Raw genomic sequence first — 11,833 nt, 5'->3', positions numbered from 1 at the left:
TTAAAGAGCGTTTGGTTAAGAGCTTTTCGTCTCAACCGAGGCGGGCATTCTACGCCTTCCTCAGAGCCTGTCAAGCGTTTATTTTGAAGTTTTTTACTACCGCTTTCTTTCGAAAGCTAACAACTTCAAACACTTACCGCTTGCCCCGAAGCGTTCATCGCTGCGAGGAGGCGAATAATACGCGCTTTTAAATCAGAGTCAACACCTTGTTCTAAAAAAACTTTCTCACCGTGTTCTACTGCTGCCTCGCAACTAATGAAAGCGCCGGGAATCTGTAAAGAAACACCCCACGGAGCGTAGCGGCCATGAGCGATGCGCAAAGCGAGAAAACCCCGGGCCTGTCCGCGGATGAAGAGCAAGAGGTCAGCCACAACCAGCCGCCGCGGGCAGCAGTGCTGCACGAGATCATTCGTTACCAGGGCGACCAGGAGCTTGAACGCACGCTAGCCGCGCTGTGGTGGTCGGCACTGGCGGCAGGCTTGACCATGGGGCTGTCGCTGATGGCCATGGGACTGTTCTACGCCCGCCTGCCGGAAGGTGACAGTGCCCAGGTGATCGCCAGCATCGGCTACAGCGCCGGCTTCCTCGCGGTGATCCTTGCACGCCAGCAGCTGTTTACCGAGAACACCCTCACCGCTGTGCTGCCCATCATGACCTCCCCTACCCTGGCCAATTTCGGTCGCCTGCTACGCCTGTGGGGCGTGGTGCTGCTCGGCAACCTGGCCGGTACCCTGCTGGTAGCCTGGGTCATGCTGGAGTTGCCGATCTTCGACAGCAAGACGGACGTGGCCTTCCTGGAGGTTGGCCGCAAGGTCATGAAAAACGACGTGAGCCAGATGTTCGCCAAGGGCATCGTTTCGGGCTGGATGATCGCCACCATGGTCTGGATGATCCCATCCATGGAGCACGCCAAGATCTGGATCATCCTGATGATCACCTACCTGATGGCACTTGGCGACTTCACCCATATAGTAGTGGGCTCGGTCGAAGTGTCTTATCTGGTGTGGGCAGGCGAAGAAACCTGGCGCACCTTCTGGCTGGAATTCGCCATGCCGACCCTGGCCGGCAACATCATTGGTGGCAGCTTCATCTTCGCCCTGATCAGCCATGCGCAGGTACGCAGTGACAGCGGCAAGCCGCCCTCGCAACTCCTGAAAGACCAAAAAGCCCGCCCCTCACCCAGCAAGGAAGGCAATGAATGAGGTTCAGTGTGTCGCTACCGTGCGTTCATTTGCCTGGCCCCGCTGACGCACAGGCTTCGGCTGCCACCAGTTCTGCCCGGTATGCGGTGAGTCAAGGCTGATCCGCTCACCCATCTGCGGCGTGCTCAAGCGCACCTGAGCCTGGTTGGCCAGCGTCACTATGCGTTCGAAGGGTTCCTGCCAGCCGTGGGTAGACAAGTCGAAGGTGCCGTTGTGAATCGGCAGCATCCAGCGCCCACGCAAATCCAGGTGGGCCTGCAGGCTTTGCTCCGGCTGCATGTGTACGCTGGGCCAGGCAACGTTGTAGGCCCCGGTTTCGATCAAGGTCAGGTCGAACGGCCCGAAGCGTTCGCCTATCTGCTTGAAGCCATCGAAATAGCCGGTATCGCCGCTGAAGAATACCCGCACATCTTCATCGACGATCACCCAGGACGCCCACAACGTCCGATTGCTGTCCAGCAAACCGCGCCCGGAAAAGTGCTGCGCCGGGGTGGCGACGAAGCGTACGCCCTCAACGATGCTTTCCTGCCACCAGTCCAGCTGCCGCACCTTGTCCGGTGCAACGCCCCAGTTCATCAGCCGGTCGCCCACGCCCAATGGCGCCAGGAATACTCCGGTACGCGGTGCCAGCTGCCGAATCGCCTGCTCGTCGAGGTGGTCGAAATGATCGTGCGACAGCACCACTGCAGCCAGCGGCGGCAGTTGGTCCAGCGCCAGTGGCGGCGCATGGAAGCGCAATGGGCCAGCCCACTGCACGGGCGAGGCGCGCTCGGCAAACACCGGGTCGGTAATGAAGAAGCGCCCGCGCAGCTTGAGCAATACCGTTGAATGGCCCAGGCGCCACAAGCTGTGGTCAGGGGCGTCGAGAACCTGCTCACGGGTCATGGGCTGCAGGCTGATCGGCATGGATGGCCGGGTGTGCGGCGGTTTGCGCAGAAACAGGTACTTGAGCCCGATGCGCAGTTTTTTCAGCACGCCATCCTGCGGCAGCGATGCCTGGTTGTGGAAACGTCCACCCTGCTGTGGTGCCGGCTCGCCGCCAGCATTTGCCAAAGGGGCCATCAGCAACACTCCGAGCAACAGGAAAGCCTTCATCTTACCCCACAGTGATCAGATCAACCGTGAATTGGCTTGCAAGGCCATTTTTCGCTGATGAAACAGTGTTCAACAATATTCATGCAACTTATGCGATAAACGGTACCCCGGCAGAAGAACGATGAACATGATGGACAACCGCAGCGGCAAAGGCCTTTCATTCGTCAAACGCATTTACTTGCCGCGCGTCATCGGCCTGGGTATCGGCCTGTTCAGTGTCATGGCGGCCATCGCCCCGCTGTCACCTCCCACCTGGGCATGGCTGCTGATGCTGTTCAACGGGCTGCTGTGGCCGCACGTGGCCTACCTGTGGGCTGCCCGCTCGGCAATGCCCTACCAGGCGGAGCAGCGCAACCTGTTGCTGGACTCCCTGATGGGCGGGTTCTGGACCGCCGCCATGCACTTCAACCCGCTGCCCAGCGTGACCGTGCTGTCGATGATGACCATGAACAACGTAGCAGCCGGCGGCAAGCGCATGGTCTTTCGCGGGATGCTGGCCCAACTGGCCGGCATGCTCATCGCCATCCTGTTGCTGGGCCCCGGCCTGCAGTTGAACGCCACGCCGCTGCAGGTTTATGCCTGCCTGCCGATGCTGACACTGTACCCGCTGGCATTGGGGTGGGTGTGCTTCCAGCTGGCGATCAAGCTGGCCGAGCACAAACGCCGGCTGAGCGCCCTTAGCCTTACCGACAGCCTGACCGGGCTGCTCAACCATGGTGCCTGGAAAGACCTGCTGCTGCTCAAGTTCCAGGCCTGCAAACAGCAGCAGGGGCATGCGGTGATTGCCCTGATCGACATCGACCATTTCAAGACCATCAACGACACCTTCGGCCACGTGGTCGGTGACTGCGTACTACGCCAGCTCAGTGCTGAACTGCGGCGCAACCTGCGCGAAGGCGACCACGCCGGGCGTTACGGCGGCGATGAATTCTGTGTGATCCTGCCAGACACCCGTGAAGCCCAGGCCTGCCACGCCATGGAGCGCCTGCGCGAACGGGTGGCCAATTACCGCAACCCACAGCTACCGCACCTGCGCATCAGCCTGAGCATCGGCCTGTCACCCTTCGAGGTTGGGCTGGAGTCGCCCGAGCACTGGCTCGAACAGGCCGACAAAGCGCTTTACACCGCCAAGCACGCTGGCCGCGACCGGGTCAATTTTGCCCGCAGTGAAGCTTCAACGCTCAAGCTGGCCTATCCTGAGTAAACCTCCTTCCTGACTGCCTGGCGGGAGGCTGCTTGAAGGAGCCGCTCGCGCATGGCCAGGACCGCCAACCTTCCCTCCACCAGCCCCGCACCGCGCTTTCAGGTGCGCCGCCTCATTGCTGGCTTCAGCGCTGTTTTCGGGCTGGCCTGCCTGGTCACCCTCAGTGCGCTATTCAATATCGCCGCCACTCTCGATCAGCAGGAGCGCCAGCGCAGCGCCTTCCAGGCCAACCAGGCGCTGGAGCAACGGCTGCTTGCCTCACGTCAGTTCCTGTCCAGCTACGCGGTGTGGGACGCCGCCTTCGAGCATTTGGCAGGCCAGGCTGACTGGAACTGGGCCTATGACGAAAAGAACGTAGGCGAATCGCTGTACAGCGCCAGCGGCTATGAAGGGGTATTCGTGGTGGATGACACGCGCACCACCTACGCGCTGTTCAAAGGCCAGCCCAGCCAGGCGGGCGCCAACACCTATATAGATGCCCCGCTGCAGCCGATCATCGACCAGGCCCGTGCAGCCGCGATCCCCCGTGAACAAATCACCCACTTCGTGCTGTTCAACGGCTGGCCGGCCGTGCTCAGTGCCGCCGCCGTACGCCCGGACCGGGATGTCACCGACAATGAGGTGCGACAAGCACCGGTGATGCTGTTTGTCGACCAGCTCACCGAAGACAAGCTGGAACGGCTGGGCACCGGTGCCGGCCTGACCGGCATGCATGTGGCCAAGAACACCCTGGGGGAGCACGGCCACCTGCGCATCGAGCTGGGCGACACCGGCTACCACCTGGCCTGGAACAGCCCTCTGCCCGGGCGCCAACTGCTGTGGGCCGTATTGCCGCCACTGCTGAGCGCGCTGCTGATTCTCGGCCTGATCATGCTGTACCTGTTCCGCCTTACCCTGCGCAGTTCACGGGCAGTCGGCCTTACACTCACGCACCTGCAACAGAGTCATCAGGCCCTGGAAGCCAGCGAGCAGCGTTTTCGTGCCGTGGCCGAGTCGGCGTCCGACTGGATCTGGGAAACCGACCGCCACCAACGCCTGAGCTACCTGTCGCAGCGTTTCGCCAACGTCACCGGCTACCCGGTGGACGATTGGCTCGGCCAGCCGCTCAACCAGTTGCTGGCCTGCGATACCACACCACTCTCACCCTGGCTGGATGCCCTGACCAGCGCCGACCAGCAACAGCTGGCCACCCTGCGTTGCACTTACCGCGACCAGAATGGCCAGAACCGCTACTGCAGGATTTCGGCCCGCGCCATCTGGTATGACGGCAAGCCCATCGGTTTTCGTGGCACTGCCAGCGACATCACCGACGAAGTCGATGCCCATGCGCGCATCCAGCACCTGTCACTGCACGACCCTCTGACCGGGCTGGCCAACCGCAACAAGCTTGCCAGGCACCTGGAGCAGGCACTGCTGCGCGGCAGTGACTCGCCGCCACTGACCCTGCTGCTGCTGGACCTGGACAACTTCAAGCCGATCAACGATTCCCTTGGCCATGCCGCTGGCGATGCCGTGCTTCAGGAGGTAGCGACGCGCCTGCGTGATACCACCCGTGATGGCGACCTGGTTGCGCGCCTGGGTGGCGACGAGTTCATTCTGGTGCTCAGCGGCATGGACAACCGCGGTGAAGTCGACCGTTTCTGCGCACGCCTGATCGGCCTGCTGCAGCAACCCATCACATTCGATAGCCAACCGTTGCATGTCGGCGCCAGCATCGGCGTCGCACAAACCCGTACCCAGGGTTTTGATGCCGGCGAACTGATCCGCTGCGCCGACATCGCCCTGTACCAGGCCAAAGCCGATGGCAAGAATACCTGGCGCTACTTCGCCGCTGAAATGAACCAGCAGATCCAGTACCGTCGCCAGCTGGAAAATAACCTGCGCCGGGCCCTGCGCAACCAGGAATTCGAACTGCATTACCAGCCACGCTACCGCGTCAGCGACCGACGCATCGTCGCAGTCGAAGCCTTGCTGCGCTGGCAGCACCCACAGGAAGGGTTGTTGGGGCCGGATACCTTCATCCCGCTGGCCGAACAGAGCGACATCATCGTCGCACTGGGCCGCTGGGTGCTGCGTGAAGCTTGCCGCACGGCCCATGACTGGCCCGCCGACGTGCTGGTGTCGGTAAACTTGTCACCTGCGCAGTTCCTGCGCAGCGACGTGGTCGCCGACGTGCGCGAGATCCTGCTGGACACCGCCTTCCCGGCCCAGCGCCTGGAGCTGGAAATTACCGAGAACGTGATGCTCAACGACATCGAGGGCGCACTGGGCACCATGCTCTCGCTCAAGGAGTTGGGCGTACGCCTGAACATGGACGACTTCGGCACCGGCTACTCATCGCTGGGTTACCTGCGTACCTACCCGTTCGACAGCATCAAGATCGACAAGCGCTTTATCAGTGGCCTGAACAGCAACGGCGGCAGCGACCGTGCCGTGGTACAAGCCATCATCAACCTGGGTGAAGCGATGGGGTTGACGGTGACGGCCGAGGGGGTTGAGAGCGAACAGCAACTCAAGGCATTGGAGAACGACCGATGCCACGAAGTACAGGGCTACTACATGAGCCGGCCGCTGGACAGTGCCGGGCTGGAGGCGTTATTGCGCCAAAAACCCCAAAGCACTGCACAGCCCTTGTAGGAGCAGCCTTGTGCTGCGAAGAGGCCGGTACAAGCTGCAGAGTTGATGGTGGCTTCACCGGCCTCTTCGCAGCACAAGGCTGCTCCTACAAGGCCGGGTTTATTGCTGGAGGCTGCGCTCGGCCATGATTTCTGGCAGGTCGCGCCGGCGCAGGTAAGCGCGCAGCGGCTCAGCGATATTCAAGCGGTCATCCACATGCTGCTCCAGCAACAGCGCCAGCCGTTCACGGCACAGCGCCATGCGCTGCCCTTGCTCGGGCCGCCAGACAAACTCATTGCACGGGGTAATGCTGTCGTCGGCCACATCCATGCCGAACGAGTCTTCGGAAAAACGCACGATATGTACACCGCGCTTGCCATGAAAACCGACAAAGCCCTTGAGCTGGTCGGCAGCGTTGCAGATGTCCTGGGAAGTGATGGCCATGACGTAACCTCGCAATGAAATCGGAAGATACGCACGCCTGGCGGGGATCGGTCACCTCTACCGGGCAACTCGCAAGCAGCAGCCTAACGCAACTGGCAGGCCGCTCGCCAAGTCTTTTCGCAGCCGCCTGTTCAGCCTGCATCTGGCGCGGGGTCAACCTGCGAAGCCAGCAATGCCGTCAGCCACTGCATGAACGCCTGGACCCGCCGCGGCACATGCCGTTGCCGGGCGTACAGCAGTGACACCGGCATGGCGGGTGCTTGCCAGCCTTCCAGTAGTGACACTATTTCGCCCCGCTGCAAATGCTCGGCCACGCCCACTGCTGGCACCTGGATCAACCCCAGCCCGGCCAGGCAGGCCGCCGAGTAGGCCTCGGCGTTGTTGACCGTGACCACGCCGGCCATCGCCTGGTAATGCACCTCACCAGCTTGCACGTATTCGAAACCGGCACTTCGCGCGCCAAGAGTGCGCACGTAATGCACCAACTGGTGCCCGGCCAGGTCCTGTAGCGTCAGCGGCACACCCTGGCGGGCCAGGTAAGCGGGGCTGGCGCAGTTGCGCATGCTCAGTTGCCCGACTGGCCGCGCTACCACGTCCAGGTCCTGCAAGGCACCGATGCGCATCACGCAGTCAAACCCTTCGCGCAGCAGGTCGACCTGGCGGTCGGTGCAACTGAGCTCCACTTCAAGCCGCGGGAAGCGCTGCAGAAACTGAGGCAACGCCGGAATGATGACGCGCCGGGCCATCATGGTCGGCAGATCGATGCGCAGGCGCCCGGCCAACTCGGCATCGTCGGCACTGAACAGGTTCTCGATCTCGTCCATGCCGGACAGCAGGTCCTTGCTACGCTCGTACAGCAAGGCGCCATCCTGGGTCGCTTGTACCCTGCGGGTGGTGCGGTTGAACAACTGCGTGCCCAGCAATCGTTCAAGCGTCTTTACTTGCTCCGACACGGTCGACCGTGGCAGCCCAAGGCTTTCGGCAGCCAAGGTGAAACTGCTGACTTCACTGACCCGCACAAAGGTACGCAACAACTCCAGCTTGTTCACAAAAGGCCTCGACTGTCCGGTTTTATCGAACAGTATTTCCATTTCTGCAGGATTTAACAGCCTTACGCCGACCAATAACCTGTTGTCATTCACCCACCATGAGGTTTTCACCATGACCCGCAAGATTGCCCTGATCACTGGCGCCAGCCGCGGCCTTGGCCGTAACGCTGCCGAACACCTGGCTGCACGCGGTATCGATGTCATCGGCACTTATCACAGCAAGGCGGACGAGGCCCAGGCCGTGGTTGCCCGGCTGGAGCAGGCCGGGGTCAAGGCCGCCATGCTGCAACTGGACGTCAGCAACAGCGGCAGTTTTGCCAGCTTCGCCGAGCGCCTGGCTACCACCCTGCAACAGCATTTTGGCCGCGAAGATTTCGACTTTCTGGTGAACAATGCCGGGATCGGGCTGAACGTGCCGTACGTTGACACTACCGAGGCGCAGTTCGACCAGTTGCTGAACATCCAGCTCAAAGGGCCGTTCTTCCTCACCCAGCGCCTGCTGCCGCTGCTGGTCGACAATGGCCGCATCGTCAATATTTCCACTGGCCTGGCGCGCTTTGCGCTGCCGGGGTATGCCGCCTATGCCGCGATGAAGGGGGCCATGGAGGTGCTGACCCGCTACCAGGCCAAAGAGCTGGGTGCACGTGGCATTCGCGTGAACATTCTGGCGCCGGGGGCGATCGAGACTGATTTTGGCGGCGGTGTGGTGCGCGATAACGAGCAGGTGAATGCGTACATCGCCGGGAACACGGCCCTTGGGCGAGTCGGCTTGCCGGATGATATCGGGGCGGCGATCGCACTGCTGCTGGAAGACGGCAATGGCTGGATTACCGGGCAGCGGCTGGAAGTTTCGGGCGGGATGTTCCTCTGACTTCGAGATATTGGGGCCGCCTTGCGGCCCATCGCCGGCAAGCCAGCTCCCACAGGTACGGCGGTGCTTTGAGGCGCTGTGATAAACCTGTGGGAGCCGGCTTGCCGGCGATGGGCCACAACGTGGCCCCGGTAGCACTATTCATGCACCTGCACGCTGGCGGTCATCCCGGCACTCAAAGTCACCCCTTCCGGCACTTGGTCCAGACGAATCCTCACGGGAATCCGCTGGGCCAGGCGCACCCAGTTGAAGGTGGGCTCCACCTCCGGCAGCAACTGGCTGTCCGGGTTGCTGTTGCGGTCGGTGATGCCGCGGCTGATGCTCTCCACGTGCCCTTGCATCGGCTCGCCGGCCCCCATCAACCAGACTTTCACCGTGTCCCCTACGCGGATACGCGGCAGCTTGGTTTCCTCGAAGTAGGCCTGGATATAGAAGGTTGAATCATCCACCAGAGCCATTACCGATTGCCCGGTGTTCACATAGTTACCCTCAGCCAGACGCAGGTTGGTGATGTGCCCGCTGCGCGGTGCCCGCACCTCGCTGCGCGCCAGGTTGATTTTTGCCACCTGCAACTGCGCCTCTGCCTCATGCAGTTCACCCCGCGCGATAGCGGCATTGATCTGGGCGTTCTCGCGCAGCTCGGCACTGATCGCCTCTGGCCCCAAGGCGGTACGACGGGCTGCCTCACGCTCACGCAGGCGCAATTGCTGGGCCCGTGTCTCAGTCACCGCGCTGGCCTGGTCGAAGGCAGCCTGGAAGCGCTCGCGGTCAATGCTCATCAGCAAGTCGCCTGCCTTGACCTGCTGGTTATCACGGGCCTTGAGCTCGCGCACCCAGCCGGACACGTCAGGGGCGATCACCACCACGTCGGCGCGCACACGGGCATCACGGGTCCAGGGGGTAAGCATGTAGTACTGCCACAACTGGTAGCCGGCCAACACGGCCAGCGCCACAACACACAGCGTCACCAGGGTACGTACGACCGCACGCATCGAAACACTCCTTTACAAAGCTCCCAGCAGCCTTACCACCAGGAACAGCACACAAACGAACAGCGCCGTGTCGAACAACGCCTCATGCCAGATCCACCGCCCCAAGGGCGTAGCCTGCACCACCAGGCGCAGCAGGCCGGTGAGCAACAGTGCCAGCAACACATAAAGCAGAAACGGGCTGAGCAGCACGCCGCCTACTTCCCATTCACGCAACCCCATGGGTGTCCTCCTGCCAGCGGCACCACTTGCCCCAGCTTTTCTGCAATTGCAGCACCGCACCTTCGGCCAGCCGCAGCGGGTCACTCGCAGGTAACCGGCGTAAAGCGGCAATGAATTGTTCACTGGCAGCATCCAGGCGCTGACCACGCCCGGCGGCAGGCCCATTGGCCAGTACCGCTTGCACCTGCTGCAAGTAGTCGCGCTCGGCCCGGCCCAAAGGGGCCTGGGCAACCGCAAGACACATGCGCAGGTGCACCAGTTCATCACCGATATCCAGCCCATGCAGGCCATCGTCCCAGCGTTTGCGCTCGCTTTCGGGCAGCTCGCCAGCATGCCGCGCCAGTTGCATCAGGCGGTCGGCCATGCGCCCGCCAAACCAGCTGTCGGCCCCGCGCAGGTCGCGCCGGGTCAGGCGTACAAGGTCATTCTGGGTGGCGGCACGCAGGCGCCGGCCCAACCAGGCCGGGTGGCGGAACACCAGTAAACGGAAGGCCATTACCGCCGCCGATACCCCTACCAGCATCGCCAAAGCGCTGTTGAGCATGGTCGCCACACCAAACTGCATGGCGTTTAGCGGTGACACCAACACAATGAAGTGCAGGCAATAGGACGTGGCAGTGGCCCCGGTACGCGGATGGGCCATGCCCAGAGCGCCGAGAAACAACGGCACGCCCATGCCCAGGCACAGCATGGCGAAACTGCTCCATTGGGGTAGCAATATCTGCCCGACCAGAAACGCCGCCGGTATCGCCAGGAAAATCCCGCGCAGGAAGCTCAGGCCAATCTGTGCGCCGTTCTCGCGGCTGGCGAACAGGCTGCACACCACACAGGTAAGCACCAGGCCGCCCGGCGCCGAAGGCCAGGCCGTGGCCAACCAGAAGCCGCTCATGACCAGAAAGGCCAATGCGCTGCGTGAGCCGAACAGCAAGGCCAGCGACCAGTCGCGGTGCGCAGCCAGGCCCTGGGCTACATCCTTGGGCGCTCTGCCCGCCTCCACATCCTCCAGTGCCCGGCTGGCAGCCATGGCGTAATCGAGCAGCAAGGCCATGCGAGCCAGGCAAAAGTGCTCCGCCGAGCTGATCTGCTCGTCATGGGCGGCATCCCAGATGCGCTGGCGCAGTAGCAACAGGCTGGGCTGATCGGGTTTGCCCAGAAGCGCACGAACCTCTTCCAGCCAATGCGCAAGGTGCGCGACCTCCCGTTCATCAAGCTGGCGCCACTGCCGGCGCACCGAGCGCGAGATACGTAGCAGCACCATCAACTTCTGGCTCAAGCCCTGGATCGCACGGGCTCGCTGGCGCCCGCGGTTACCTTCGAACCAGGCATGTTCGCGCTGGCTGTCGATGGCCACGATGCGGCCCAGGCTCTCCAGCAGGCCTTTACGCGCCTCGTCCTCGCCGCCCAGCATGGCACTGGCGGCCTGCAAGCCATTCTGCCAGGCCTGGCGGGCCTGCCCGCCCAATTGTTGCTCCACCCGCATTGGCCAGAGCAAGGCACTGCTGGCGGTGGCACAGAAGATGCCCAGGCAAATCTCGGTGCAACGCGCCACGGCCTGGTCGAACACCTGCAACGGATGGTCGATGGCCGGCAAGGCAATGATCGCCGCCGTGTAGCCAGCCAGCACAAAGGCATAGGCCCAGGCGCTGCGCAGCTGGGTAGAGGCCGCCGTGCACAGCGCCAGCCACAGGGCCAGGGTTATCAGGAACAGACCCGGGGTTTGGGCAAACAGGCCGATGAACAGCACCGACATGACCGTACCTACCAACGTGCCTGCCAGCCGCGCCAGGCCCTTCTGCACCACCATCCCCGACAGCGGCTGGGCAACGATGAAGGCGGTCATCAATGCCCAGGCCGGCTGTTCCAGGCCCCAGCGCATCGCCAGCCACAACGCCAGCCCGCCACCGAGCAGGGTCTTGATGGCGAACTTGAGGGCTAGGCTGCTGGGGGCAAACAGGGCCTGAAGGGTGATGGGCACTAGGCGGACCTTGCGGGAGATGGTCTTGTTGAAACGATAGACAATGGCGTGAAGGATAAGGTGGAAATGAATAATTAGCTAGCTAATCATCTTTCCTGTGCCGGCCTCTTCGCGGGCTTGCCCGCTCCCACAGGTACTGCACAGGCCTCAAGAACCGTGCGATCCC

10 protein-coding genes are annotated in these 11,833 nt (G+C 62.5%); 4 read left to right on the top strand and 6 right to left on the bottom strand.

Annotation, left to right across the window (positions count from 1 at the left end; translation table 11 throughout):
• The first annotated feature begins 305 nt into the window (after nt 1-305).
• Nucleotides 306-1,202, top strand: coding sequence for a formate/nitrite transporter family protein (locus ACIQUI_RS27640; protein ID WP_403204093.1), 897 nt, complete (start codon nt 306-308; stop codon nt 1,200-1,202).
• Nucleotides 1,203-1,205: 3 nt separating this feature from the next.
• On the opposite strand, the gene ACIQUI_RS27635 is transcribed toward ACIQUI_RS27640, so the two are convergent.
• A complete protein-coding gene (locus tag ACIQUI_RS27635; protein WP_403204090.1) occupies nt 1,206-2,297 on the bottom strand; it encodes an MBL fold metallo-hydrolase in 1,092 nt (363 codons plus the stop codon).
• Nucleotides 2,298-2,427: 130 nt separating this feature from the next.
• On the opposite strand from ACIQUI_RS27635, the gene ACIQUI_RS27630 reads away from it, so the two are divergent.
• Both ACIQUI_RS27630 and ACIQUI_RS27625 read left to right on the top strand, forming a co-directional pair.
• Nucleotides 2,428-3,501 (top strand): diguanylate cyclase, encoded by a 1,074-nt coding sequence (locus ACIQUI_RS27630; RefSeq protein WP_403204095.1) that lies wholly within the window; start codon nt 2,428-2,430, stop codon nt 3,499-3,501.
• A gap of 51 nt (nt 3,502-3,552) precedes the next feature.
• Entirely contained in the window at nt 3,553-6,138 is a 2,586-nt protein-coding gene (locus ACIQUI_RS27625) for an EAL domain-containing protein (protein ID WP_403204087.1), read from the top strand.
• Between the two features lie 99 nt (nt 6,139-6,237).
• Here ACIQUI_RS27625 and ACIQUI_RS27620 read toward each other — a convergent pair whose 3' ends face one another.
• The gene (locus ACIQUI_RS27620; protein ID WP_403204085.1) at nt 6,238-6,561 is read right to left on the bottom strand and encodes a DUF2025 family protein; all 324 of its coding nucleotides are present in this window, start codon (nt 6,559-6,561) and stop codon (nt 6,238-6,240) included.
• 131 nt (nt 6,562-6,692) lie between these two features.
• Nucleotides 6,693-7,610 carry a LysR substrate-binding domain-containing protein gene (locus ACIQUI_RS27615; protein WP_403204083.1) on the bottom strand — a complete coding sequence of 306 codons (918 nt, stop codon included), beginning with the start codon at nt 7,608-7,610 and terminating at the stop codon, nt 6,693-6,695.
• Nucleotides 7,611-7,722: 112 nt separating this feature from the next.
• On the opposite strand from ACIQUI_RS27615, the gene ACIQUI_RS27610 reads away from it, so the two are divergent.
• On the top strand, nt 7,723-8,481 hold the full coding sequence (locus tag ACIQUI_RS27610) for an SDR family NAD(P)-dependent oxidoreductase (RefSeq protein ID WP_403204081.1): 759 nt from the start codon (nt 7,723-7,725) through the stop codon (nt 8,479-8,481).
• Nucleotides 8,482-8,618: 137 nt separating this feature from the next.
• Here ACIQUI_RS27610 and ACIQUI_RS27605 read toward each other — a convergent pair whose 3' ends face one another.
• From ACIQUI_RS27605 to ACIQUI_RS27595, 3 genes are read right to left on the bottom strand one after another with little or no spacing between them, the layout of a single operon-like run.
• Nucleotides 8,619-9,473, bottom strand: a complete 855-nt coding sequence (locus ACIQUI_RS27605) for an efflux RND transporter periplasmic adaptor subunit (RefSeq protein ID WP_403204079.1) — start codon at nt 9,471-9,473, stop codon at nt 8,619-8,621.
• Nucleotides 9,474-9,485: 12 nt separating this feature from the next.
• A complete protein-coding gene (locus tag ACIQUI_RS27600; RefSeq protein WP_391135400.1) occupies nt 9,486-9,692 on the bottom strand; it encodes a DUF1656 domain-containing protein in 207 nt (68 codons plus the stop codon).
• Nucleotides 9,679-11,667, bottom strand: a complete 1,989-nt coding sequence (locus ACIQUI_RS27595; protein WP_403204076.1) for an FUSC family protein — start codon at nt 11,665-11,667, stop codon at nt 9,679-9,681. The genes ACIQUI_RS27600 and ACIQUI_RS27595 overlap by 14 nt, the downstream gene beginning before the upstream one ends.
• Between the last annotated feature and the right edge of the window lie 166 nt (nt 11,668-11,833).

The organism is Pseudomonas sp. NPDC090592 (assembly GCF_044769185.1).
GTDB lineage: Bacteria > Pseudomonadota > Gammaproteobacteria > Pseudomonadales > Pseudomonadaceae > Aquipseudomonas.
The sequence above is the reverse complement of the archived record's forward strand: the minus strand, read 5'-3'. Positions and strand labels throughout refer to the sequence as shown.

Excerpts from the sequence above, each read along its gene's own strand:
- ACIQUI_RS27640 (WP_403204093.1), top strand. The coding sequence starts at position 306 with ATGAGCGATGCGCAAAGCGAGAAAACCCCGGGCCTGTCCGCGGATGAA.
- ACIQUI_RS27635 (WP_403204090.1), bottom strand. The coding sequence starts at position 2,297 with ATGAAGGCTTTCCTGTTGCTCGGAGTGTTGCTGATGGCCCCTTTGGCA.
- ACIQUI_RS27630 (WP_403204095.1), top strand. The coding sequence starts at position 2,428 with ATGGACAACCGCAGCGGCAAAGGCCTTTCATTCGTCAAACGCATTTAC.
- ACIQUI_RS27625 (WP_403204087.1), top strand. The coding sequence starts at position 3,553 with ATGGCCAGGACCGCCAACCTTCCCTCCACCAGCCCCGCACCGCGCTTT.
- ACIQUI_RS27620 (WP_403204085.1), bottom strand. The coding sequence starts at position 6,561 with ATGGCCATCACTTCCCAGGACATCTGCAACGCTGCCGACCAGCTCAAG.
- ACIQUI_RS27610 (WP_403204081.1), top strand. The coding sequence starts at position 7,723 with ATGACCCGCAAGATTGCCCTGATCACTGGCGCCAGCCGCGGCCTTGGC.
- ACIQUI_RS27605 (WP_403204079.1), bottom strand. The coding sequence starts at position 9,473 with ATGCGTGCGGTCGTACGTACCCTGGTGACGCTGTGTGTTGTGGCGCTG.
- ACIQUI_RS27600 (WP_391135400.1), bottom strand. The coding sequence starts at position 9,692 with ATGGGGTTGCGTGAATGGGAAGTAGGCGGCGTGCTGCTCAGCCCGTTT.